We start from the raw sequence: 24,870 nt of genomic DNA, 5'->3' as shown, positions 1-24,870 counted from the left end.
GGACGTCTCCATCAATCCGGAGGCGGCGCGGCGCGGCCCAACGAGAAACAGGCGACCAGGGTTGTCGAGGAGGAACGGGTGGCAAAAGCATCGAAGGCGCCAGTGAAGGCGTCGGCCAAGGCGGTCTCGAAACCAGCCGGTGGGCAAGGCAAAGCCGCAGCCGCGAAAGCGGCGGCCAAACCCGCCAAGAGCACCCCCACGGCGAAAGCAGCGGCCACCGCCAGCAAGAAGCCGGCGACGAAAGCCGCGCCGGCAAAGGCGTTCGCGACCAAGGCCGAATCGGGCAAGGCCGGAACGACGAAGAGTTCGCCACCAGCGAAGGCTGCACCTGTATCGAAACCGGCGACCCCGGCCAGCCAGCGGCTGCCGAAGGCGCTCACCGAACTCGCCGCCGGCCTGCCGCAAAAGCCATGGCTCAACAGCTATCCCAAGAACATGCCGGCCGAGATCGGCGCCCTTCCCTACAGTTCCATCGGCGACTTCCTCGTTGGCGCCTGCAAGCAGTTCGCCGGTCAGCCCGCTTTCACCTGCATGGGCAAGTCAATCACCTACGCTGAACTCGAACAGCTATCGGCGGCCTTCGGTGCCTATCTGCAGTCCACCGGATTGCAGAAGGGGGCGCGCGTCGCCCTGATGATGCCGAACGTGCTGCAGTATCCCGTGGCGATGATGGCGGTCGCCCGCGCCGGCTTCACGGTGGTGAACGTCAATCCGCTCTACACGCCGCGCGAACTGGAGCATCAGCTCAAGGATTCCGGGGCGCAGGCCATCGTCATCCTCGAAAACTTCGCCAACACCTTGCAGGCGGTCGTCGCCAGGACCTCGGTCAAGCATGTCATAGTCGCCGCCATGGGCGACCTGCTCGGCGGCCTGAAGGGCTCGATCGTCAATCTGGTCGTGCGCCGCGTCAAGAAAATGGTGCCGGCCTGGTCATTGCCCGGCCATGTCAAGTTCAATGCGGCCCTGAAGGCTGGCCGCGGCATGGCCTTCAAGCCGGCCACGGTGGCCGCCAGTGATGTCGCCTTCCTGCAATATACCGGCGGCACCACCGGAATCTCGAAAGGCGCGACCCTCTCGCACAGCAATGTACTGGCCAATGTCGCGCAGAATGCGCTGTGGCTGCAGGACGCCTACACCGTCAAGCCAAAGCCGGGGCATCTCAACCTCGTCTGCGCATTGCCGCTCTACCATATCTTCGCGCTGACGGTGAATGCGCTGATGGGCATGCAAATGGGCGGCCAGAACATACTGATCCCTAATCCGCGCGACATTCCCGGCTTCGTCAAGGAAATGGGCAAATACCCGATCCATATCTTTCCGGGCCTCAACACGCTGTTCAATGCGCTCTTGAACAATGAGGACTTCCGCAAGCTCGACTTCAGGCCGCTGCTGCTGACGCTGGGCGGCGGCATGGCGGTGCAGAAGGGCGTCGCCGAGCGCTGGAAGGCGCTGACCGGGTGCCCGATCAGCGAAGGCTACGGCCTTTCGGAGACCTCGCCGGTGGCGACGGCCAACAAATTCAGTTCCGGCGACTTCACCGGCACCATCGGCCTGCCGCTGCCCTCGACCGAAATCGCCATCCGCGACGACGACGGCAACAACGTGCCGCTCGGCGAGGTCGGCGAGATCTGCATCAGGGGACCGCAGGTGATGGCGGGTTACTGGAACCGGCCGGACGAGACCGCCAAGGTGATGGCCGAGGACGGCTTCTTCAAATCGGGCGACATGGGTTTCATGGACGAACGCGGCTACACCAAGATCGTCGATCGCAAGAAGGACATGATCCTCGTTTCCGGCTTCAACGTCTATCCGACCGAACTCGAGGAGGTCGTGGCGGCCCATCCCGGCGTGCTCGAAGTGGCGGCGATCGGCGTGCCGGACGAGCATTCGGGCGAAGTGCCGAAGCTGTTCATCGTCAAGAAGGATCCGGCCCTGACGGCCGAAGCCATCACCGCCTTTTGCCGTGAGAACCTGACCGGCTACAAGCGTCCCAGATACATCGAGTTCAGGACCGAATTGCCGAAGACGCCGGTCGGCAAGATCCTGCGGCGGGCTTTGCGCGAGTAGTGCGTGATAGTCCTGCCGACGGCGAGGCGCCGGACAACGATTTGCCGGGCCGGCACCTCCGCCTCGACCCGGCAGCGTTCATCAAGGCGAATATGCGCCTTGTCCCGGTACCAGCGCTTCCCGAAATCCAGCTGTACACCGCTCACCCGGGCAGCGGCTTGAGACGCCTCGTCGACCCTGAAGAGGATGGCGATGAGACGCGGGAACCGCAGCCGCCCTACTGGGCCTATGCGTGGGCCGGCGGCGCCGTGCTGGCGCGCTACATCCTCGACCATCCGAAGATCGTGGCCGGCCCCCGCGTGCTCGACCTCGGAGCCGGGTCCGGCCTTGTCGGCATCGCCGCCGCGAAAGCCGGCGCGCGTGAGGTGATGGCCGCCGAGATCGACCGCAACGGCATCGCCGCGCTGGCGCTGAACGCAGCGGCCAATAGCGTCACGATCACGATGATGGGGGACGACATCACCACCGGGGCACCGCCCGCCGTGGACCTGGTGCTCGCCGGCGACGTTTTCTACGGTCAGAGTGTCGCCCTGGGGATGATGCCTTTCCTCGACCGCTGCCTCGCCGCCGGCATCGAGGTGCTGGTCGGCGATCCGGGCCGGGCCTATCTGCCGCGCTCGCGGCTGCGGCTGCTTGCCGAATACAAGGTGCCGGATTTCGGCGAGGCGAAAGACGCCGCGCTGAAGCCGAGCGCTGTCTTTCGCCTCCAGACCGAACAGTACGCCGGCCTGCCGATCAAGCCGTCTCCTTGACCCGCGCCGAAAGGAGATCCGGCAGGTCGGCAACCGAATCCAGGACGAGGTCGGCGATCTCGGCCAGCGATTCGCGGGTGCCGGTGCCGGAAAGCACGCCGACCGCGAGGCCGCAGCCGCCGGCACGCGCCATTTCGAGATCGTGCCTGTTATCGCCGACCATGGCGATCTCCGCCGGCTTCAGCCCGGTAAGATCGCAAAAGGCCTGGATGGTGTCGGGAGCTGGCTTGGGGTTGGCCACCGCGTCATAACCATAGGCGGCGTCGAACAGTTGCGCGACGCCGAGCGTGACCAAGGTCTTCTCCGCCCCGGTGGTCGAATCGTTGGTGGCGACGCCAAGCCGGTAGGATCGCTTGTGCAGCAGAGCCAGCGTGTCGACAATGCCGGGCAGCGCCACCGCCATCGCCGAGCCCTGCACCGAGGTGATCTCGTTGAAGCGGGCGACGGCAAGCATCTGATCCTCGTTGGACAGGCGGGGAAACCACAGTTCGACAACGTCGAGATTGGTGCCGGAGGCAAAGATGGAATCGGGTTTGAAGCGCCGGTTGGCGAAATCGAAGCCGGCGGCCGCGAGCAACCTGTCGGCCTTCCAGCGGTCGCCCTCCGCTGCGTCCATGGCCATGAAATCGGCCACGCCGAGCCAGGTCGCGTTGAAATCGACAAGTGTCCCGTCCTTGTCGAACAATATGCCCTTGATGTCTGCCAAACTTTTCACTCCGAACCACGCAATTGGTGGATGTATCCCACAAGGCCAGCGGTCGACGCGTCGCGCTTGGCGGCACTTTCCTTGCCTTCCACGACAGGCAGGAGGCCGGTGGCAAGTTCCTTGCCGAGCTCGACGCCCCACTGGTCGAAGGAGTTGATGTTGAACAGCGTTCCCTCGACGAAGACGCGGTGTTCGTAAAGCGCGATCAGCCGGCCGAAGGTGCGCGGGTCGAGCTTACGGTAGAGGATGGTCACCGAGGGCCGATTGCCCGAGAAGACACGATGCGGCGCGATACGGTCGACGTCGGCCGGCTTCATGCCCTTGGCCAGCATCTGCGCGCGCGCCTCCTCCAGCGTGCGGCCCTTCATCAAGGCTTCCGACTGCGCCAGGCAGTTGGCGAGCAGCAGGTCATGCTGGTGCTTGAGATCAGGCTCGTGGCCGACGGCGGCGGCGAGGAACTCGACTGGGATCAAATCGGTGCCCTGGTGGAGCAGCTGAAAGAAGGCGTGCTGCCCGTTGGTGCCCGGCTCGCCCCAGACCAGCGGCCCGGTCGGCGTCGTCACCGCAGTGCCCTCAAGGGTGACGCTCTTGCCGTTCGATTCCATGTCGAGCTGCTGCAGATAGGCCGGCAGCCTGGACAAACGCTGGTCGTAGGGGACGACCGCGCGGGCCGGGTAGCCGCAGATCACGCGGTGCCACCAGCCGACAAGCCCCAGGAGCGCCGGCAGGTTCTTCCGGAGCGGCGCGGTGCGGAAATGCTCGTCCATCTCGTGTGCGCCGTCGAGGAAGGCGCGGAAATTACGCCGGCCTATGGCGATCATGACAGGCAGGCCGATCGCGCCCCACAGCGAATAGCGGCCGCCGACCCAGTCCCAGAAGCCGAAGACGCGATCCTGCTCGATGCCGAACCTGGCCACCAGGTCGAGCGCGGTCGAGACGGCAGCGAAATGCTTGCCCACGGCCTCCTTGCCCAAAGCCTTCTCCATCCATTGCCGCGCGGTCTTCGCATTGGTCATCGTCTCGACCGTGGTGAAGGTCTTGGAGGCGATGATGAACAGCGTGGTTTCGGCGGACAATCCCTTCAGCGTGTCGTGGATATGGGCGCCGTCGATGTTGGAGACGTAGTGCGCGCGCGGGCCGTCATGATAGGGGGCGAGCGCCAGCGTCGCCATGGCCGGACCAAGGTCCGAGCCGCCGATGCCGATATTGACGATGTCGGTGATCTTCTTGCCGGTGGCGCCTGTCGCCTTGCCGGAGCGGATGGCATCGGCGAAGGCGCCCATGGCCTCGAGCACGGAAATGACATCGGCCTTGACGTCCTGGCCGTCGACCGTGACACCCTTGCCGCTGAGGTTTCGCAGTGCCGTGTGCAGAACGGCGCGGTCTTCGGTGACGTTGATCTTCTTGCCGGCGAACATGGCGGCGCGGCGGCCTTCGAGATCGGCGGCGGCGGCGAGCTTTTCCAGGAGATCCATGGTCGCCGCGTCGACGGCGCATTTCGACCAGTCGAGCAGGAGATCGCCATCGGTGGTGGAGAATGTCTTGAAGCGCTGCGGATCGGCGGCGAAGACCTGGCGCATGTCGCCAGGTGCGGCGGCGCGATGATCGCGCAGGGCGGCAAGCTGTTTCTGGAAGGCTGACTGATCCACTGGCGGGGGACTCCTGGCGTTTTGGACGCACCATATCAGACCGGATGTTTCCGGCGCGTGTCGTCGCGCCGAAACTATTGAGCCGAATTCCATGCGGTCAATACGCGGCGATGACGCAGCGCATCACGATGCGATGACACAATGTATCAGCAGGTATCGAGCAGCGAGGCGCCAGCGTCCTGTGTTTCGGGCCTGAAGGATCACTGGCATAAATCCCAAAGATCAGAAAAATTGATTGGCGCAACCCCTTGTGCCACGGCTACGTTCGGCTGGTCCAGCCAAGCGAAAAAAGCTGGCCATCGAGGAACATCTTCCATGCCACAGAGAAACGACACGGCGATATGGTCCGGCCTGTTCCGGATTTCGGCTGAATCCGGCCAGACCCTGCAGGCGCAGATCCGCCAAGCCATCGTGGCCGCCATTCTCGACCGCCAGATCGCCGCTTCGATGCCGCTTCCCTCCTGCCGGATCCTGGCCGAAAAACTCGGCGTGGCGCGCGGAACGGTGGTGCTGGCCTTCCAGCAGCTCGTCGACCAGGGTTTCCTGGTGGCGCGCGAGCGGCGCGGCCATTTCGTCAATCCGGACGTGCTGGCGACACCGGCCAAGCCGCACCAGAAGGCGCCCGACCAAGCCAATGAGATCGACTGGAAGGCACGCCGGCAGATCGCCGCCAGCGACATGCCGCCGCCGGCCAAGCACGAGAACTGGATCAAGTCGTCCTACCCCTTCGTCTACGGCCAGTTCGACCCGGCGCTGTTCCCGACCGCCGAGTGGCGCGAGTGCAACCGCATGGCGCTGGCCGTGCTGGAGATCCGCAACTGGGCGTCCGACATGGTTGACCGCGACGATCCGCTGCTGATCGAGCAGATCCAGGCCCGGCTGCTGCCGAGGCGCGGCATCTTCGCCAATCCCGACGAGATCATCGTCACGCTGGGCGCCCAGAATGCGCTCTACATGCTCGCTTCGCTCTTGATGACCAAGGGCTCGAAAGTGGCGATGGAAGATCCGGGCTACCCCGACGCGCGCTCGATCTTCCGGCTCGCCGGCGCCGACATCGAGCCGGTGCCGGTCGACCAATCCGGCATCGTAACCTCTTCTATTCCCAATGATTCCGGCTTCGTCTTCGTCACGCCGAGCCATCATTGCCCGACCATGGTGCCGTTGTCGGCGGAGCGGAGGCAGGATCTTCTGGCGCGCGCCAACCGGCACAACCAGATCATCATCGAGGACGGCTATGACAGCCAACTTCTCGACGAGGCGCCTCAGCAGGCGCTGAAGAGCCTCGACCGCTCCGGCCGTGTCGTTTATGTCGGCTCGATGTCGAAGACGCTGGCCCCCGGTCTGCGGCTTGGCTACATCGTGGCCTCGGCTGGACTGATCGCCGAACTCAGGGCACTGCGGCGCTTCATGCTGCGCCATCCGCCGGCGAACAACCAGCGCGCCGTGGCGCTGTTCCTGTCGCTCGGCCATCACGAAGCACTGGTGCGGCGGCTGTCGAGCGCCTTCGACGAGCGGCGCAAGCGTCTGGTCCATGCGATTTCCGCCTTCTTGCCGGAGTGGCGCTCGACGGATTCGGCCGGCGGCACGTCGCTTTGGCTGGAGGGGCCACGCGGCACCGATTCGCGCGGTTTGGCCGAGGCCGCGGCCTCGCGCAGCGTCATTATCGAGCCGGGCGACCGGTTCTTCGACCGCACCGAAAAGCCTTCGCGTTTCATGCGGTTGGGCATTTCCTCGATCGCGCTGCAGCACATCGAGCCCGGAATCCGGGAACTGGCCACCGCTGCTGGCCGCAGGCCCGCAGCCGCCTGATTCCACTGACCGGAGCCGCACAATAGCGGCTTCGGCTCCTTTAGCTCTGGCATATGCAACCGGACCGGCTGGCTCATAGGCTGTGCCAATGCCGGCGGCATAGTCGTGGCACAAAGGGGAAGAAGCAGCCGATGGTGGACCAACCGCCGCGCTGTTTCTCGTGAAAGGTGGAGTGCTTCGATGTCTGTGGTTCTTGAAAAGCAGGAAGCGGCAGCGGATCAACGCTCGCGCCGCTCCGGCGGACGCGAAGCGCGCCGCGCGATGCGGGCAGCGCCGTTGGCCGACGACATCAAGCCGGTGCGCGCCGGGCTTGAGGGTGGCAGCTACGGACCACTCAAGGGCAATGATCGCGAGCGCATCCACGAAGCGGTGCTGACGCTTCTGGAGACAGTCGGCTTCGCCAACGCCATTCCCTCCTGCATCGAGGCGCTGACCCAGGCCGGCGCCACCTATGGCGACGATGGCCGCATCCGGTTCCCGCGCGCGCTGGTGCTCGAGACGGTCAAGAAGGCGGCACGGAATTTCACCTTGCACGGCCAGGATCCCAAACACGACATGGTGATCCAGGGCAAGCGCGTGCATTACGGAACGGCCGGCGCCGCGGTTCATCTGGTCGATGTCGAGAAGCGCGAATATCGCGAGTCGCTGCTGCAGGACATCTATGACGCCGCCCGCATCGTCGAAGGGCTCGACAACATCCATTTCTTCCAGCGGCCGATGGTGCCGCGCGACATTCCCGATCCGCTCGAAATGGACTTCAACACGCTCTACGCCTGCGTGATGGGCACGTCCAAGCATGTCGGCACCTCGTTTACGGTGCGCGAGAACGTGCAGCCGGCGCTCGAAATGCTCTATGCCATTGCCGGCGGCGAGGAGAATTTCCGCGCCCGGCCGTTCGTGTCGAACTCGAACTGCTTCGTCGTGCCGCCGATGAAATTCGCCGAGGATGCCTGCGGCGTGCTCGAGGCCTGCGTCGAGGGCGGCATTCCGATCCTTCTGCTGTCGGCGGGACAGGCCGGAGCCACGGCACCGGCGGCGATTGCCGGCGCCGTGGTACAAGCGGTCGCCGAAGTGCTGGCCGGCCTGGTCTATGTCAATGCCATCAAACCAGGACATCCGGCGATCTTCGGCACATGGCCCTTCGTATCGGACCTGCGCACAGGCGCCATGTCGGGCGGCTCCGCCGAGCAGGCCGTGCTGACCGCGGCCTGCGCTCAGATGGCGCAATTCTACGATTTGCCGGGCGGTTCAGCCGCCGGCATGACGGATTCGAAACTGCCCGACATCCAATCCGGCTATGAAAAGGGCATCACCGACGTGATGGCGGGCCTTGCCGGGCTTAACCTGGTCTACGAATCGGCCGGCATGCATGCCTCGCTGCTCGGCTTCTGCCTTGAAAGCCTGATCATCGACAACGACATGCTCGGCCATTGCCTGCGCTGCGTGCGCGGCATCGAGGTGACCGACGAAGCGCTGTCGATCGACACCATCGCCGATGTCTGCCTGAAAGGCCCGGGGCACTATCTCGGCAACGAACAGACGCTGCGACTGATGCAGACCGAGTATTTCTATCCTGCCGTCGGCGATCGCTTTTCGCCGAAGGAGTGGAACGAGAAGGGTCGGCCCGACATCCTGCAGCGCGCGATCATCGAGAAGAAGCGCGTCCTTGCCGAACGCTTTCCGCGCCATGTGCCGAAGCTGCTCGACGACAAATTACGTGCCCGCTTCGGCGACATGATCAAGCTGCCGCGCGGCGGCATGGGCGGTTAAGCCCGCTCCCGTCAAACAATCTAGTCGGCAGCCCCCGTAGCGTTCGACGACTTCGGCGTTGATCAGCTTGGCGTGCAGTGCCATCAGCACGATCCGCGCATCGAAGCTGTCGCCAGTTTCGAGAGCCGCCTCGATCCGGCGCTCCGCGTCGAGCCGCTGTTGCGGACCTTGCGCACGCTCGAAGGTTTCCGGTCCGGCGATGCAATAGCTGAACAGGTTCGCCACCTGCGGATAGGCCTGTGGTGGCGGCTCCTCGGGCCAGTGGTCCTTCATCAGATTGACAATGGTGAGTTTCACCCCTTCGGAGACGAGGGCGGGATGCAGGTCGGCACCACGCAAGGCGGCATCGAGCTGCCGCAAATCACCCGAGCGGCCGAACATGCCGAGAAAGCCGAGGGAGGAGCGTCGTCCCGCCATTGATGGTCCAATCCGTTTTCCACCAGTTAGGTGGTTCGGAAGCGGAATACAAAGGAAGCGGAATATCTAGTTGCCCGCCGCCAACAGCAACACGCCGGCAAGAGCACACCCCGCAAGCGTCGGCAGCACACCGGTTTTCAACTTCAGGATGGCGACCATGGCGGCCAGGGAAAGCAGCGCGGCTCGCCAGTCGATCGACGAAAGCACCGGCACATTCATGCCAAGGCCCGTCATCTGCACCTCGCGGAAGACGACGTGCAAGGCAAACCACAGAGCAAGGTTCATGATGACGCCGACAACAGCGGCGGTGATCGCGCCCAGTGCGGCCGACAACACCTTGTTGCCGCGCAGAGCCTCGATATAGGGCGCGCCGAGGAATATCCAGAAGAAGCAGGGCGCGAACGTAACCCACAAGGTCAGCAGCGCTCCAAGCGATCCGCCGAGCAACGGGTTCAGCGAGCCGGCGTGGCGAAACGCGGCGATGAAGCCGACAAACTGCAAAACCAGAATGAGCGGCCCCGGCGTGGTTTCGGCAAGCCCGAGGCCATCGACCATCTCGCCGGGCGCCAGCCAGCCGAACGATTCGACGGCGGCCTGTGCGACATAGGCAAGAACCGCGTAGGCGCCGCCGAAGGTGACGACCGCCATGAGGCTGAAGAACCCGCCGATCTGCGTCCACACGCTGCTTGTACCGGTGAGCGCCCAGAGCAACAGAACCGGCCCGAGCCAGATCGGCAGCCAGATCGCGACGGTGCGCGGCGCATGCCATCGTGTCGGCCGGGTGTGAGCCAGTTCGCCGCGTTCGAACATCAGGTCGACCGCGCCCCTGATATCGGGAGTGTCGTTCTTGCCGTTCGCCGCACCGGAAAACAGGGCCGGCGCGACGCGGTTTCCCAGCCATCCCACCAGACCTGCAATCAGCACGATGAGCGGGAACGGGATGCTGAGCACATAGATGCCAAGAAATGCGCAAACCGCGATCGCCACCATCACCCGGTTCTTCAAGGCGCGGCGGCCGATGCGGATCACCGCCTCCACGACAACGGCGAGCACTGCCGCCTTGACACCGAAGAACAGCGCCGCGACGAGCGGCACATCGCCATAGAGCGCATAGAAGATGCTCAAGGCGAGCATGACGAGTGCGCCGGGCACCACGAACAGGACACCGGCGACAAGGCCGCCGATCGTCCTGTGCAGCAGCCAGCCTATATAGATGGCCAGCTGCTGGGCCTCGGGACCGGGCAGCAGCATGCAGTAGTTCAAGGCATGCAGGAAACGTTGTTCGCCGATCCACCGCCTCTCCTCGACCAGCTCCTTGTGCATGAGCGCGATCTGCCCCGCTGGCCCGCCGAAGCTCAGCAATCCGATCTTTGCCCAGAGTTTCGTGGCTTCGCGGAAGCTCGGGACCGCCGGCGCCACGACGATGTCGGGCTCTTTCCCCGATATGAGGCTGCTCATGACGGCTTCACCCCACCCGGCCAGTTGTGCGTCTCGTCGGTGGCGTCGCGGCACCAGCGGAAGAACGCGTCATAGAGCATCATGCCGGCGTCCAGCTGCTCCAGATCGTCGCGGAACATGCGTGACAGACCAAGCGAGGCGGCGAGAAATCCGGCGGCCTGGGGAGCCAGGTCAAGGCGGGCGGTGTCGGCCGCGCGCACGATCGTGGCAAGGCGATCGAGCGCCTGGGATTCCAGCCCGAACTCCTCGATCATCGCGTCGAACGTGCAGCGTTCGCCACGATGGCTCCAGAATACATTGTCGATGTCGAAGGGCACGGCCTGAAAGCGGTCGGCGACAGCAGGCACTTCGGCCGCCTCGACAAAGAGAAAGACCGCATGCGGATCGATGAAACGCCGGATCAGCCAGGGGCAGGCGATGCGGTCGATCTTGGGGCGAGCCCTCGTCACCCAGACGGTGCGGCCTTTTTCATCGCGGGACGGTATCTTGTCGGAGCGGACCAGAAGGCCGCCGGCATCGCGCCAGGCCTCGAAACCGCCTTCGAGGGATTCGGCGGCAACGCCTTGGTGCCGCAGCCAGGCGGCCACGCCCTGCGAGAGCTTTTGCCCCTTCTGGCAGACGACGGCCACTTGGCTGCCGGCAAGGTCGGCTGCCCAGGCCGAGACGGTTTTGAAGTTGCGCCGGTGCGAGGCCGGCAGCAGGCGCGGATCGGCGTCGTAATCGTCATCGATGCGGACATCGACGACCACAGGTGCGCCGGGCAGACCAATCAGACGGGATAGTTGCTGTACGGTGATAGCGGTTGTTGACGGCATGGCGTCCACCTCCTGAACAGAGAAGCCTGGACGCGAACATTGGGCTGACGCCTCACGGGGTCGTCGCGATGCACCCCTTGGCGTGATCGTGGAATTGTTGGGCAGGCTTGTCAAGGACCGAGCGTTCCCGGCCTATGGCGGGGGACCGGCGGCCTGATCGATCAAGCCGCCGGTGTTCGCCCATTCATCATCTGTGACCAGCCAGGAATAATCGATGACTATTCCGAGGAATAATCGATGATTATTGCGGGGAATAATCGATGATTATTCCGGGAATAATCAGTGATTGTCGCGAGGCACACCCATGGTGTGCGCGACATCCTGGTATTTCACCGCCGGCTTCAGCACCATGCCGGCCGAGAACTGGTCGACCATACCGCGCTGGATCTCCTGCCATGGCGTCTGGTGCTGGGGATAATGATAGCCGCCATCTTTCTGCAGCTCGGCGCGCCGCCGCGTGATCTCGTCGTCGCTGACGAGGATGTTCGCGGTGCCTTTCCGCAGGTCGATTCGGACGCGGTCGCCGGTCTTGAGCAACGCCAAACCGCCACCGACCGCGGCTTCCGGCGAGGCATTCAGGATCGACGGCGAGCCCGACGTGCCGGACTGGCGGCCGTCGCCGATGCAGGCGAGCGCGTGGATACCCTTCTTGATAAGGTAAGCCGGCGGCTGCATGTTGACGACCTCGGCGCCGCCGGGATAGCCGACGGGACCGGCGCCGCGCATGAACAGGATGGTGTGCTCGTCGATGCCTTGCGCCGGGTCGTCGATGCGGGCGTGGTAATCCTCCGGGCCATCGAAGACCATGGCGTTGCCTTCGAAGGCTTCCGGATCATTCGGGTTCGACAGATAGCGCTCGCGGAATTCCGGCGAGATGCCGCTCATCTTCATGATCGCCGAATCGAACAGATTGCCCTTGAAGTTGATAAAGCCGGCATTGGCCTTCAGCGGCTCGGCCACGGTGCGGATGACGTCGGTGTTCTCGTTGGCGACGCCCTCACAGTTGGCGCCGATCGACTTGCCGTTGACGGTCAGGGCATCGGGATGCGGCAGCATTCCGGCCTTCATCAGTTCGGCCACGACCGCCGGCACGCCACCGGCGTGGTGATAATCTTCGCCGAGATATTCGCCCGACGGCTGCAGGTTGACGATGAGCGGCACGTTGAGGCCGACCTTCTGCCAGTCGTCATTGTCGAGCGGTACGCCGAGATGGCGGGCGATCGCGTTGAGATGGATCGGCGCGTTGGTGGAGCCGCCGATCGCCGAATTGACGACGATTGCGTTTTCGAAGGCCGCGCGGGTCATGATGTCGGACGGTTTCAGGTCCTCGTGCACCATGTCGACGATGCGCTTTCCCGTCTCATAGGCGATCTGGCCACGCTCGCGGTACGGCGCCGGGATGGCGGCCGAACCGGGCAGCTGCATACCGAGCGCCTCGGCCAGCGAATTCATCGTGGTGGCGGTGCCCATCGTGTTGCAGTAGCCCGTGGACGGCGCCGAGGAGGCGACAATGTCCATGAACTCGTCATAGTCGATCTCGCCGGCCGACAGGCGCTGGCGCGATTCCCAGACGATGGTGCCCGAGCCCGTGCGCTTGCCCTTATGCCAGCCATTGAGCATCGGGCCGACCGACAGCGCGATGGCCGGGATGTTGACGGTCGCCGCCGCCATCAGCAAGGCAGGCGTGGTCTTGTCGCAGCCGATGGTCAGCACGACACCGTCGAGTGGATAGCCGTAGAGCACTTCGACAAGGCTGAGATAGGCAAGGTTGCGGTCAAGGGCCGCGGTCGGCCGCTTGCCGGTCTCCTGGATCGGGTGACAGGGGAATTCGAAAGGAATGCCGCCCATCGAGACGATGCCTTCGCGCACGCGCTTGGCGAGCTCGATGTGGTGCCGGTTGCAAGGCGAGAGATCAGAGCCGGTCTGGGCGATGCCGATCAGCGGTTTGCCCGACGTCAGCTCGGCGCGCGTCAGCCCGTAATTCAGGTAACGCTCTAGATAGAGCGCCGTCATACCCGGATTGTCGGGATTGTCGAACCACTCCTGCGAGCGGAACTTTTTCTTTTTCGTGGGGGCGCCGGCCATCATGGTCTCCGTATTTGTATGACAAATCGATATGACAACGCGCGGATGCAGGCAAGGGCACGCGTGATCTGAATCCGGACTTTGGTGCGATAGACAGCTATCGAGCCGCACGCTACGACCAATCCGACATCGGCGATGCGGGAGGTTTAAATGGCTTTGGTGATCGAGGGCGAGGAACGTATCGCCGCACCCGTGCAGAAAGTGTGGGAAGCGCTGAATGACCCAATCGTCCTGAAGGACGCCATTCCGGGCTGTCAGAGCCTGGAAATGAAATCGGCGACCGAGATGGCGGCAACGGTGGTGCTGAAGATCGGTCCGATCAAGGCGACCTTCAACGGCGAAGTGACGCTCAGGAATCTCAAGCCGCCGCATGCCTACACCATCCAGGGCGAAGGCAAGGGTGGCATTGCCGGCTTCGCCAAGGGCGGTGCCGACGTCACCCTCACCGCCGACGGGCCGGACGCGACGGTCCTCAAATATGCGGCCAAGGCAGAAGTCGGCGGCAAGATCGCGCAGCTCGGCAGCCGGCTGATCGAATCGACCTCGAAAAAACTGGCCGGACAGTTCTTTTCGGCATTCGGCGAAAAAGTGGGCGGCTGATCCTCGAGGGGTCACTCAAACACGATGTTTGGCACCGCCGCTTCGGCCGCGCCGCGTTCCTCATTGACCCTGTCCCAAACCTTGGAAGCGATATCGCGATAGATTTTCGCTTCGGCGCCATCCGGTTTCGAGACGACCACCGGCGTGCCGGCGTCCGAGCTTTCGCGAATGCCCATTTCCAGCGGCACCTCGCCGAGGAAGGTGACGCCCAGCCTCTCGGCCTCGCGGCGCGCGCCGCCATGGCCGAAAATATCGTAGCGCTTGCCGGTGTCAGGGGCGAGGAAGTAGCTCATGTTCTCGACAATGCCGAGCAGCGGCACATCGACTTTTTTGAACATATTGAGACCTTTGCGGGCGTCGATCAGCGCCAGGTCCTGCGGCGTCGAGACGATGACCGCGCCGGCCAGCGGCACCTGCTGGGCCATGGTGAGCTGGGCATCGCCGGTGCCGGGCGGCATGTCGACGACGAGCAGGTCGAGCCGCCCCCATTCGACCTCGCGCAGCATCTGGGTGAGCGCCGACATCACCATCGGCCCGCGCCAGATCATCGGCGTCTCCTCGTCGACGAGGAAACCCATCGACATCACCTTGAGGCCGTAATTCTCCATGGGTTTCAGGATCTTGCCGTCGACCGTCTGCGGCCGGCCATGGATGTTGAGCAGCCTGGGCATCGACGGGCCATAGATGTCGGCATCGAGCACGCCGACCCGCAAGCCGTTGGCGGCAAGGCCGAGCGCCAGGTTGACGGCCGTGGTCGACTTGCCGACGCCGCCCTTGCCCGAAGCAACCGCGATGATCGCCTCGATGCCGGGAACGCCGCGCTTGCTATGGCTCTGAGAAGCAGGAGCATGCGGAGCCGCCCGCGGTGCGGCGGCGGGCGGAGCCGGCCTGGGTGCGGGACGCGATGGAACCGGCGCCTCCATGCCGCCGCCTTTCTTTTCAGCCGTCAGCGCGACGACCGCACCGGCGACGCCGGGAATGGCCTTCACCACCCGCTCGGCGGCGGCGCGCAACGGCTCCATCTCCTGGGCCCGCGCGGCGGGAACGGTGATTGAGAAGAAGACTTTCGAATCGGCGATGAAAATCTCCGAAACCATGCCGAGATCGACGATGTTGCCGGTGAAGTCCGGCCCGTTGACGGTCTTCAGGCGCTCGGTAACGATTTCCTTGGTGACGGCCATAACAATTCTTCCTCGGCTTAAGGTGCTGCTCACATAGTGCAGATCGGCGGCTGGTCCAAGCGCCACGCCGCGACATCACCGGGCCAGGCTGAGCGCCAGGTAGGTGAGAGCGGAAATCGCCGCCGTCGCGGGCAAGGTCACGACCCAGGCGACGACGATGTTGCCGGCAATGCCCCAGCGGACTGCGGAAACCCGGCGGGCAGCGCCGACTCCGATGATGGCACCGGTGATGGTGTGCGTGGTCGAAACCGGGATGCCGAGCCAGGTGGCGGCGAACAGGGTGATCGCGCCGCCGGTCTCGGCGCAGAAGCCCTGCATCGGATTGAGGCGCGTGATCTTCGAGCCCATTGTATGGACGATGCGCCAGCCGCCCAAAAGCGTGCCCAGGGCCAGCGCCGACTGGCAGGTGAGGACAACCCACAATGGCACATAGAACGAGGTGCCGAGCATGCCTTGCGAATAGAGCAGCACGGCGATGATGCCCATGGTTTTCTGGGCGTCGTTGCCGCCATGGCCGAGCGAATAGAGCGAGGCCGAAAAGAACTGCAGGACGCGAAATGTGCTGTCGACGGCGAATGGCGTCTGGCGCACGAACAGCCATGAAACCACCAGGACCAGGAGAAGCGCCAGGACGAAACCGGTTGCTGGCGACAGCACGATCGCGGCGACGGTCTTGCCGAGGCCCGACCAGACGATGGCGCCGAAGCCCGCCTTCGCGACCCCCGCCCCGACCAGCCCGCCGATCAGCGCGTGCGAGCTGCTCGACGGAATACCGGCGATCCAGGTTACGATGTTCCAGACAATGGCGCCGACCAGCGCCGAGAAGATCACCGCCGGCGTGACGACGCCGACGTCGACGATGCCCTTGCCGACGGTCTCGGCGACATGAAGGCCGAAGAACAGGAAGGCGATGAAATTGAAGAAGGCTGCCCACAGCACCGCATAATGAGGCCGCAGCACCCGCGTGGAGACGATGGTGGCGATGGAGTTGGCGGCGTCGTGCAGGCCATTGAGAAAATCGAAGAACAGCGCCACGGCAACGAGGCCGGCGAGCAGGGGAAAGGCGATGGTCGCTTCCATCGCCTAGACGTTCTCGATGACGATGCCGCTGATCTCGTTGGCGACGTCCTCGAAACGGTCGACCACCTTCTCGAGCTGGCCATAGATCTCCGAGCCGATCAAATAGGCCATCGCGTCACCGCCATTGTGGCGCTTGAACAGGTCCTTCAAACCCTGCTCATGCAGGTCGTCGGCCCGGTCCTCGGCACGCATGACCTCCTCGGCGAGTTCATTGAGGCGTGCGCTGTTGGCGCCGACCTTGGCGAGCAGCGGGATCGCCTCGGCGACCAGCTTGGCAGCGTCGACGATGACGCCACCCATTTCCTGCATCAGCGGATCGAATTCGTGCTTTTCGAACAGCCGCACCGTCTTGACGGTCTTGTGCATCGTGTCGATGGCATCATCCATCGACTGGATCAGATCCTTGATGTCGCCGCGGTCGAAAGGCGTGATGAAAGACCGCCGCACCGCAAGCAGCACCTGCGCGGTTATGTCGTCCGCCTCGTTTTCGAGATCGATGATCTCCCGGCACCTGCGTTCGATATCCTTGCCCTGGAGAAGCAGCTGGAGTGCCTCGGCGCCGGCGACCACGGTACGGGAATGCTGTTCGAACAGGTCGAAGAAGCGATCTTCGCGCGGCAACAGCTTGCGGAACCAGCCCAGCATGTTCGTCCCTCCCTGCGCACCAGTTGCATCCACATAGCGCCGCACGCGCCCGCAGGAAACAGTAAGCCGGCTGAAAGATGTGGATCGGCGCCGTTTGAAGTCACAACTTGGAGCAACGCGCATGTCATTGACGCTCGTCAAGCGGCTGGGCGACCCTACTTCAGCAATGGCACGTTCGACGCGGACAGGTTCAATGACGAGGGAACAATCAGGAAAGGAGACGATCATGCTTGAAAACAGCAACGCAACGGCCAATCTCGCGGTCAGGGACCTGGCCAAGGCAAAGGCTTTCTATGCGGGAACGCTCGGCCTGAAACAGGTGCACGATGAGGGCGGCGAACTGATCGTGTACAAAAGCGGCAACACCACCATCAATGTCTATCGCTCCCAGTTCGCCGGAACCAACAAGGCGACAGCGGTGACGTGGACGGTCGGCGACGCGATCGGCACTGTCGTCGCCGCGCTGAAATCGAAGGGCGTCGTCTTTGAACACTACGAGATGCCCGGTTTGACGCTGGAAGGCGATGTCCATGTCGGGCAGGGTATGAAGGTCGCTTGGTTCAAGGATCCGGACGGCAACATCCTGAATCTCGTCGACAGGTAGTTTTTTGCGATTGCGCAACGGTTGGGGGGCACGATTGTTAGCTGTAGCAGCAACCATCTGGCGCGGTGCGGCTGCGCCGGTTAGCTTCACCTATGATCGACAAGCTGGAATTCTTCATCGCACTGGCCAAGGAGGAGCATTTCGGCCGGGCGGCTGAAGCGTGCGGGGTTACGCAGCCGACCCTGTCGGCCGGGATCAAACAGCTCGAGGGCCAGCTCGGCGTCATGCTGGTCAATCGCGGCTCGCGCTTTCAGGGGCTGACGCCGGAGGGCAAGCAGGTGTTGGTCTGGGCGCGCCGCATCGTCGGCGACTCCAGGACCATGCGCGAGGAGATGCGCGCCGCCCGCCACGGCCTTTCCGGCCGCATCCGCATTGCCGCTATCCCGACAGCGTTGGCCATGGTGGCCCGATTGACGACGCCCTTTCGAGACAAGCACCCCGGTGTCACTTTTTCGGTGCTGTCGCGAACCTCAATCGAAGTGCTGTCGCTGCTCGGCAATTTCGATGTCGATGCCGGCATCACCTATCTTGACAACGAGCCGCTCGGGCGGGTGACTAGCGTGCCGCTTTATGACGAGCGCTACCAGTTGATCACCGCTATCGGCAATCCCTATTCGGACCGCGACAAAGTGACATGGGCGGAGATCAGTCATTTGCCGCTGTGCCTGTTGACGCCGGACATGCAGAACCGCCGCATCATCGACCAGCACCTGGCGGAAGCCGGCGTGCAGGTGCGGCCGACGCTGGAATCGAACTCGATGATCGTGCTGTTCTCGCACATCCGGACCGGCAAATGGTCGTCGATCATGCCGCTCAACCTTGCGGAAACATTCGGTTTTTCCGAACCGATCCGTGCCATTCCGATCGTCGAGCCCGATGCCAGCCACACGGTAGGGCTGGTCGCCGCGCCGCGTGAGCCGCACACGCCGCTGGTGCAGGCGCTGCTGGACGAGGCGATGGCGCTGGCAGACGATTTCCGCGCCCACCGCTAGGCTAGAGAATTAGGCGGAAGAGCTTGATAGAAAATTTCTATCGAGTAACGGATCAGCTTTATTGATTTCAGGGGTTTCCTCTGATTTTGTAAAGACTTAGCGACAAAGCCATCGACCAGGGAGGGCGCTGCGTGACGATGCAGCCAGCAAGTACCGAGATCGCATCCCGCACGGCGGCGATTGTCCAGGAGTTGAAGGATCTCGAAGGTCCGCTGCTGCCGATCCTCCACGATATCCAGGAAGAATTCGGCCACGTCCCGCAGGACGCCGTGCCGGTCATCGCCGATGGGCTGAACCTCTCCAGGGCCGAGGTGCACGGCGTCGTCACCTTCTATCACGATTTCCGTTCGCGACCGGCCGGCCGGCACGTGCTCAAGCTCTGCCAGGCGGAAGCCTGCCAGTCGATGGGTTCGGGCGCGGTCGCCGCCAGGGTCAAGCAGTTGCTCGGCATCGATTTCCACGAGACCACGCCTGACGGATCGGTTACGCTTGAGCCAGTCTATTGTCTCGGCCTGTGCGCCTGTTCGCCGTCGGCGATGCTGGACGGCGAGGTGATCGGACGGCTCGATGATGACAAGATCGACGAACTCGTCGCCGAGGTGCGCTCATGACCCCCCGCATCTACATTCCCGGCGATTCCGGCGCGCTGGCGCTGGGCGCGGAAAAGGTCGCCAAAGCGATCGCAAATGAACTTGCCGAGCGCGGCATCGAGGCCAAGATCGTGCGCAACGGCTCGCGCGGCGCCTATTTCCTCGAACCGATGGTCGAAGTGGCGACAGCCAATGGCCGCGTCGCCTACGGGCCGGTGAAGCCGTCGGACGTGAAGAGCCTGTTCGACAGCGGCTTCCTCAAGGGCGGGCATCACAAGCGCTGGCTCGGCGCGCCCGACAAGATCCCGTTCCTCGCCAAGCAGACACGGCTGACCTTCGCGCGCTGCGGCATCAACGACCCGCTGTCGCTTGACGCCTACAAATCGCTCGGCGGATTGAAGGGCCTGCAGAATGCGGTGGCCATGGCGCCCGCCGACATCGTCAAGCAGGTGACCGAATCCGGCCTGCGCGGCCGTGGCGGCGCGGGCTTTCCGACCGGCATCAAATGGAAGACGGTTCTCGATACGACATCGGAGCGCAAATACATCGTCTGCAACGCCGATGAGGGCGACAGCGCCACCTTCGCCGACCGCATGATCATGGAAGGCGACCCCTTCGTGCTCATCGAAGGGATGGCAATCGCCGGCATCGCCACCGGCGCGACCAAGGGTTTTGTCTACATCCGCTCGGAATATCCGCACGCGGTGGCTGTCATGAACAAGGCCGTCGAGATCGCCCGCAAGGCCGGTGTGCTCGGCGTCAATGTGCTGGGTTCGCCCAACGCCTTCGACATGGAAATCCGCGTCGGTGCCGGTGCGTATGTCTGCGGCGAGGAAACCTCGTTGCTCAACAGCCTGGAAGGCAAGCGCGGGGTGGTGCGCGCCAAGCCGCCGCTGCCCGCGATACAAGGGTTGTTCGGCAAGCCGACGGTGATCAACAACGTCATCTCGCTGGCTTCCGTTCCTGTTATCATGGACAAGGGTGCCGCCTTCTACAAGGATTTCGGCATGGGCCGCTCACGCGGCACGATCCCGATCCAGATCGCCGGCAACGTCAAGCAAGGCGGCCTGTTCGAAACCGCTTTCGGCCTGACGCTGGGCGAGATCGTCGATGAGATCGGCGGCGGCACGTCCACCGGACGCCCGGTGAAGGCGGTGCAGGTCGGCGGCCCGCTCGGCGCCTATTTCCCGCGCGCCTTGTTCGACACGCCGTTCGACTACGAAGAATTCGCCAAGCGCGATGGACTGATCGGCCACGCCGGCATCACGGTTTTCGACGACACCGCCGACATGCTGAAGCAGGCACGCTTCGCCATGGAATTCTGCGCCATCGAAAGCTGCGGCAAGTGCACGCCTTGCCGCATCGGCTCGACGCGGGGCATGGAAACCATCGACAGGCTCGCCGCCGGCATCGAGCCGGAGAAGAACCTCGCTCTGGTCACGGACCTCTGCAACACGATGAAATTCGGTTCGCTCTGCGCGCTGGGCGGCTTCACGCCCTACCCGGTGATGAGCTCGATCACGCATTTCCCCGAGGATTTCAAGCCCGCGCCAGCGCGCGTGGCTGCTGAATAGGAGCTGGCAGATGAACATCAAGGCCGACTTCCCGACGCTCATCGAAGAACTCGATTACGGAACTCCGCAATCGAAGGCGCAAAAACAGGTCACGCTGACCGTCGATGGCCGCAGCATCAGCGTGCCGGAAGGCACGTCGATCATGCGTGCGGCGATGGAAGGCGGAGTGGAGATCCCGAAACTCTGCGCCACCGACATGCTGGACTCCTTCGGTTCCTGCCGCGTCTGCCTCGTCGAGATCGAAGGGCGCGGCGGCACGCCGGCTTCCTGCACGACGCCTGTCGGCGAAGGCATGGTGGTGCGCACGCAGTCGGACAGGCTCGATGCCATCCGCCGCGGCGTCATGGAACTCTACGTCTCCGATCATCCGACCGGCTGGAACGAGAAGGCCGGAACCGGCGCCAGCGAGTTCGATGTGGTGGCGAAGTCCGTCGGCCTGACCGAAAATCGCTATGGCGTCGAGGGCCGCAACCACGTCAAGGAAGAAGGCGGCGTCGCGCCGGGCCATGGCTCGCTCGCGGTCGACTACATCGCCCGCGATGAATCCAACCCCTATTTCACCTACGATCCGGCGCAGTGCATCGTCTGCTCGCGCTGCGTGCGCGCCTGCGAGGAGGTGCAAGGCACTTTTGCGCTGACCATAGAGGGCCGCGGCTTCGAATCGCGCATGGTCGCCGGCATGCACGAGGATTTCATCGCTTCCGAATGCGTGTCCTGCGGCGCCTGCGTGCAGGCCTGCCCGACCGATGCGCTGCGCGAGAAGACCGTGCTCGAAAAGGGCCTGCCGGAGCGCTCTGCCGTCACCACCTGCGCCTATTGCGGCGTCGGCTGCTCGTTCAAGGCCGAAGTGAAGGGCGACGAGGTCATCCGCATGATGCCCTACAAGGAAGGCATGGCCAACCACGGCCATTCCTGCGTGAAGGGCCGCTTCGCCTATGGCTACGCCACCCACAAGGACCGCATCCTGTCGCCGATGATCCGCGAAAAGGTCAGCGATCCCTGGCGCGAGGTGACCTGGGAAGAGGCGATCGCCCACACGGCCAAGGAATTCCGCCGCATCCAGTACCAGTACGGCCGTACCGCGATCGGCGGCATCACCTCCTCGCGCTGCACGAATGAGGAAACCTATCTCGTCCAGAAGCTGGTGCGGCAGGGCTTCCGCAACAACAATGTCGACACCTGCGCGCGCGTCTGCCATTCGCCGACCGGCTATGGGCTCGGCCAGACCTACGGCACCTCGGCCGGCACGCAGGATTTCGATTCCGTCGAATTCACCGACGTCGCCGTCATCATCGGCGCCAATCCGGCGTCCGCGCACCCGGTATTCGCCTCGCGGCTGAAGAAGCGGCTGCGCCAGGGCGCCAAGCTGATCGTGCTCGATCCGCGCCGCACCGAGATGGTCAAGTCGGCCCATGTCGAGGCGGACTACCATTTGCCGCTGAAGCCCGGCACCAATGTCGCCGTGCTGACGTCGCTGGCACATGTCATCGTGACCGAGGGTCTTTTTGACGAAGCCTTTATCCGCGAGCGCTGCGACTGGGCGGAATTCCAGGACTGGGCGTCCTTCGTCGCCCTGCCGGAGAACAGCCCCGAAACCGTCGGCAAGTTGTCCGGCGTCGATCCCGAGCTGATCCGCGGTGCCGCGCGCCTCTACGCCAAGGGCGGCAATGGCGCGATCTACTACGGCCTCGGCGTCACCGAGCACAGCCAGGGCTCGACCACGGTGATGGCGATCGCCAATCTCGCGATGGCCACCGGCAATATCGGCCGCCCGGGCGTCGGCGTGAATCCGCTGCGCGGCCAGAACAATGTGCAGGGCTCGTGCGACATGGGCTCGTTCCCGCATGAACTGCCGGGCTACCGGCACATTTCGGGCGACGCGGTGCGCGACATCTATGAGAGCCTGTGGGGCGTGAAACTCGACGACGAACCCGGCCTGCGTATTCCCAACATGCTGGATGCGGCAGTCGACGGATCGTTCAAGGGCATCTACATCCAGGGCGAGGACATCCTGCAGTCCGATCCCGACACCAAGCATGTCGCCGCCGGCCTTGCCGCGATGGAATGCGTGGTCGTGCACGACCTTTTCCTCAACGAGACGGCGAACTACGCGCACGTCTTCCTGCCGGGCTCGACCTTCCTCGAGAAGGACGGCACCTTCACCAATGCCGAGCGCCGCATCAACATGGTGCGCAAGGTGCTGGAGCCGAAGGCGCGCTACGCCGATTGGGAGGCGACGCAGGAGCTCGCCCGCGCGATCGGTCTCGACTGGAACTATACGCATCCGTCCGAAATCATGGACGAGATCGCCAAGACGACGCCAAGCTTCGCCAACGTCTCCTTCGACCTGCTCGACCGCGTCGGCTCCGTGCAATGGCCCTGCAACGACAAGGCACCGCTCGGCACGCCAATCATGCATGTCGACGGCTTCGTGCGCGGCAAGGGCAAGTTCATCCGCACCGAATATGTGGCGACGGACGAAAGGACCGGACCGCGCTTCCCGCTGCTGCTGACCACCGGCCGGATCTTGTCGCAGTACAATGTCGGCGCGCAGACACGGCGTACCGAAAATGTCATGTGGCACTCCGAGGACCGGCTGGAAATCCATCCGCATGACGCCGAAAACCGCGGCCTGCGCGATGGCGACTGGGTCCGGCTGACCAGCCGTTCGGGCGAGACGACGCTGCGCGCGCTGATCACCGACCGGGTGTCGCCGGGCGTGGTCTACACCACCTTCCACCATCCCGACACGCAGGCCAACGTCATCACCACCGACTTCTCCGACTGGGCGACCAATTGTCCGGAATACAAGGTGACCGCAGTGCAGGTCGGCGCGTCCAACGGCCCGTCGGAATGGCAGCGCGACTATGACGAGCAGGCCAAACAGAGCCGGCGCATCGCACCGCTGCAGGCGGCGGAGTAGTCTTGGCCGCGCGCCGCAAAGCGACGACGCAGATATCGCGACTGGCGCACCGCGCCGGCGGCACGGCTGCGGCCGACCGCATGGTGCCGGAGGAGACGCCGGTAGCGTTCTCGTTTGCCGGCACCACGCATGCGGTGATGATGGCGAGCCCCGCCGATTTCGAGGATTTCGCGCTCGGCTTCTCGCTGACCGAAGGCATCATCGCCGCGCCTGACGAGATCGAAGCCATCGAAGTGGAAGATCATGGCGCCGGCATCGATATTCAGATCCGGCTGAAGGACCAGGCCAATACGCGCTTCGAAGCGCGGCGGCGGCGGCTTGCCGGACCGGTCGGCTGCGGGCTCTGCGGCATCGAATCCATCGAGGAAGCGATGCGCTCGGTCGATGCGGTCGGTGCGTCGAAACTTACGCTTGAGGCCGACGACATCATCCGCTCGGTCAAGTTGCTGTCGAAGGTGCAGCCGCTGCATACCGAGACGGGCGCCGTGCATGCAGCCGGCTTCTACGTGCCTGGCAAAGGCGTCGTCATGGCGCGCGAGGATGTCGGCCGCCACAATGCGCTCGACAAGCTGGCGGGGGCGCTGGCCAAGGCCAATATAGATGGCGCATCGGGCGCGGTCGTGGTGACCAGCCGTGTTTCGGTCGAGATGGTGCAGAAGACGGCAGCGATCGGTTCGGCCTTCATCATCGCCGTTTCCGCTCCCACCGCCCTTGCCATCCGCACCGCGCAGGAAGCCGGCATGACGCTAGTGGCGTTGGTGCGCGGCGATGATTTCGATGTTTTTACGCACCCTGACCGGGTGATCTCCGGAGTTACCCAGCATGTCGCATGACGAAGAGCACATCATGAGCACACGGGAAAAGCTGGTGCGCATGGCCAACCAGATCGCCGCCTTTTTCCACTCCAGGCCACGCGAGGAAGGCGTTGCCGGCGTCGCCGAACATATCAACAAGTTTTGGGAGCCGAGGATGCGGCGCCAGTTTTTCGAGATGCTGGACAGCGGCGGCGAAGGCTTCGACGAACTGGTTGTGGTCGCTTCGGCCAGGATCAAGCGGCCGATCACGCCGGCGGAGGCCGATCTCAAGCTCGGACTCGAGGCTTTTCCGGGCGACGTCGCGGCACCGCAAGAATAGCCGCGGCGGCCGCACATTC

21 protein-coding genes are annotated in these 24,870 nt (G+C 64.0%); 12 read left to right on the top strand and 9 right to left on the bottom strand.

What is annotated here, in order from left to right; genetic code table 11:
• The first annotated feature begins 78 nt into the window (after nt 1-78).
• A complete protein-coding gene (locus FJ434_RS05340) occupies nt 79-2,067 on the top strand; it encodes a long-chain fatty acid--CoA ligase (RefSeq protein WP_140746326.1) in 1,989 nt (662 codons plus the stop codon).
• A gap of 92 nt (nt 2,068-2,159) precedes the next feature.
• Nucleotides 2,160-2,819 (top strand): 50S ribosomal protein L11 methyltransferase, encoded by a 660-nt coding sequence (locus FJ434_RS05335; protein ID WP_140746632.1) that lies wholly within the window; start codon nt 2,160-2,162, stop codon nt 2,817-2,819.
• On the opposite strand, the gene FJ434_RS05330 is transcribed toward FJ434_RS05335, so the two are convergent.
• Nucleotides 2,803-3,525, bottom strand: coding sequence for an HAD family hydrolase (locus tag FJ434_RS05330; protein WP_140509225.1), 723 nt, complete (start codon nt 3,523-3,525; stop codon nt 2,803-2,805). The genes FJ434_RS05335 and FJ434_RS05330 overlap by 17 nt on opposite strands.
• A gap of 5 nt (nt 3,526-3,530) precedes the next feature.
• Nucleotides 3,531-5,174 carry a glucose-6-phosphate isomerase gene (pgi, locus tag FJ434_RS05325; protein WP_140746323.1) on the bottom strand — a complete coding sequence of 548 codons (1,644 nt, stop codon included), beginning with the start codon at nt 5,172-5,174 and terminating at the stop codon, nt 3,531-3,533.
• Between the two features lie 315 nt (nt 5,175-5,489).
• On the opposite strand from pgi, the gene FJ434_RS05320 reads away from it, so the two are divergent.
• Together FJ434_RS05320 and FJ434_RS05315 are read left to right on the top strand one after the other, a co-directional pair.
• Complete coding sequence (locus FJ434_RS05320; protein ID WP_015314107.1) at nt 5,490-6,983, top strand: PLP-dependent aminotransferase family protein; 1,494 nt, start codon at nt 5,490-5,492, stop codon at nt 6,981-6,983.
• A gap of 180 nt (nt 6,984-7,163) precedes the next feature.
• Complete coding sequence (locus FJ434_RS05315; RefSeq protein WP_140509221.1) at nt 7,164-8,753, top strand: trimethylamine methyltransferase family protein; 1,590 nt, start codon at nt 7,164-7,166, stop codon at nt 8,751-8,753.
• On the opposite strand, the gene FJ434_RS05310 is transcribed toward FJ434_RS05315, so the two are convergent.
• The 4 genes from FJ434_RS05310 to FJ434_RS05295 form a co-directional block, all read right to left on the bottom strand.
• Nucleotides 8,697-9,134 carry a hypothetical protein gene (locus FJ434_RS05310; RefSeq protein WP_348640956.1) on the bottom strand — a complete coding sequence of 146 codons (438 nt, stop codon included), beginning with the start codon at nt 9,132-9,134 and terminating at the stop codon, nt 8,697-8,699. The genes FJ434_RS05315 and FJ434_RS05310 overlap by 57 nt on opposite strands.
• A gap of 102 nt (nt 9,135-9,236) precedes the next feature.
• Nucleotides 9,237-10,628, bottom strand: coding sequence for a chromate efflux transporter (gene chrA / locus FJ434_RS05305; RefSeq protein ID WP_140746320.1), 1,392 nt, complete (start codon nt 10,626-10,628; stop codon nt 9,237-9,239).
• The gene (locus FJ434_RS05300) at nt 10,625-11,443 is read right to left on the bottom strand and encodes a sulfurtransferase/chromate resistance protein (protein WP_140509216.1); all 819 of its coding nucleotides are present in this window, start codon (nt 11,441-11,443) and stop codon (nt 10,625-10,627) included. The genes chrA and FJ434_RS05300 overlap by 4 nt, the downstream gene beginning before the upstream one ends.
• A gap of 279 nt (nt 11,444-11,722) precedes the next feature.
• Nucleotides 11,723-13,528: an IlvD/Edd family dehydratase gene (locus tag FJ434_RS05295; protein ID WP_140746317.1), complete on the bottom strand. Its 1,806-nt coding sequence runs from the start codon at nt 13,526-13,528 to the stop codon at nt 11,723-11,725.
• A gap of 150 nt (nt 13,529-13,678) precedes the next feature.
• On the opposite strand from FJ434_RS05295, the gene FJ434_RS05290 reads away from it, so the two are divergent.
• A complete protein-coding gene (locus FJ434_RS05290; RefSeq protein WP_140509213.1) occupies nt 13,679-14,128 on the top strand; it encodes a carbon monoxide dehydrogenase subunit G in 450 nt (149 codons plus the stop codon).
• Nucleotides 14,129-14,139: 11 nt separating this feature from the next.
• Here FJ434_RS05290 and FJ434_RS05285 read toward each other — a convergent pair whose 3' ends face one another.
• The 3 genes from FJ434_RS05285 to FJ434_RS05275 form a co-directional block, all read right to left on the bottom strand.
• Complete coding sequence (locus tag FJ434_RS05285; protein ID WP_140746314.1) at nt 14,140-15,309, bottom strand: Mrp/NBP35 family ATP-binding protein; 1,170 nt, start codon at nt 15,307-15,309, stop codon at nt 14,140-14,142.
• A 75-nt stretch (nt 15,310-15,384) separates the two neighbouring features.
• Nucleotides 15,385-16,389 carry an inorganic phosphate transporter gene (locus FJ434_RS05280; RefSeq protein WP_027142150.1) on the bottom strand — a complete coding sequence of 335 codons (1,005 nt, stop codon included), beginning with the start codon at nt 16,387-16,389 and terminating at the stop codon, nt 15,385-15,387.
• A 3-nt stretch (nt 16,390-16,392) separates the two neighbouring features.
• Nucleotides 16,393-17,034 carry a DUF47 domain-containing protein gene (locus FJ434_RS05275; RefSeq protein ID WP_140509208.1) on the bottom strand — a complete coding sequence of 214 codons (642 nt, stop codon included), beginning with the start codon at nt 17,032-17,034 and terminating at the stop codon, nt 16,393-16,395.
• 226 nt (nt 17,035-17,260) lie between these two features.
• On the opposite strand from FJ434_RS05275, the gene FJ434_RS05270 reads away from it, so the two are divergent.
• From FJ434_RS05270 to FJ434_RS05240, 7 genes are all read left to right on the top strand, one after another.
• Nucleotides 17,261-17,638: a VOC family protein gene (locus FJ434_RS05270; protein WP_027142152.1), complete on the top strand. Its 378-nt coding sequence runs from the start codon at nt 17,261-17,263 to the stop codon at nt 17,636-17,638.
• A 92-nt stretch (nt 17,639-17,730) separates the two neighbouring features.
• Nucleotides 17,731-18,630, top strand: coding sequence for a LysR family transcriptional regulator (locus FJ434_RS05265; protein ID WP_140509206.1), 900 nt, complete (start codon nt 17,731-17,733; stop codon nt 18,628-18,630).
• Between the two features lie 131 nt (nt 18,631-18,761).
• On the top strand, nt 18,762-19,241 hold the full coding sequence (locus FJ434_RS05260) for a formate dehydrogenase subunit gamma (RefSeq protein ID WP_140746311.1): 480 nt from the start codon (nt 18,762-18,764) through the stop codon (nt 19,239-19,241).
• On the top strand, nt 19,238-20,794 hold the full coding sequence (locus FJ434_RS05255) for an NADH-quinone oxidoreductase subunit NuoF (protein ID WP_140746308.1): 1,557 nt from the start codon (nt 19,238-19,240) through the stop codon (nt 20,792-20,794). Before FJ434_RS05260 ends, FJ434_RS05255 begins: the two co-directional genes overlap by 4 nt.
• A 10-nt stretch (nt 20,795-20,804) precedes the next feature.
• Entirely contained in the window at nt 20,805-23,717 is a 2,913-nt protein-coding gene (gene fdhF, locus FJ434_RS05250; protein WP_140746305.1) for a formate dehydrogenase subunit alpha, read from the top strand.
• A 2-nt stretch (nt 23,718-23,719) separates the two neighbouring features.
• Nucleotides 23,720-24,550 carry a formate dehydrogenase accessory sulfurtransferase FdhD gene (gene fdhD / locus FJ434_RS05245; protein WP_140746302.1) on the top strand — a complete coding sequence of 277 codons (831 nt, stop codon included), beginning with the start codon at nt 23,720-23,722 and terminating at the stop codon, nt 24,548-24,550.
• A complete protein-coding gene (locus FJ434_RS05240) occupies nt 24,540-24,851 on the top strand; it encodes a formate dehydrogenase subunit delta (protein WP_027142158.1) in 312 nt (103 codons plus the stop codon). Before fdhD ends, FJ434_RS05240 begins: the two co-directional genes overlap by 11 nt.
• Nucleotides 24,852-24,870: the final 19 nt, after the last annotated feature.

This window comes from Mesorhizobium sp. B2-5-13 (assembly GCF_006440535.1).
In the GTDB taxonomy this organism is placed as follows: domain Bacteria; phylum Pseudomonadota; class Alphaproteobacteria; order Rhizobiales; family Rhizobiaceae; genus Mesorhizobium; species Mesorhizobium salmacidum.
This window is presented reverse-complemented; position numbering and strand designations above follow the sequence as displayed.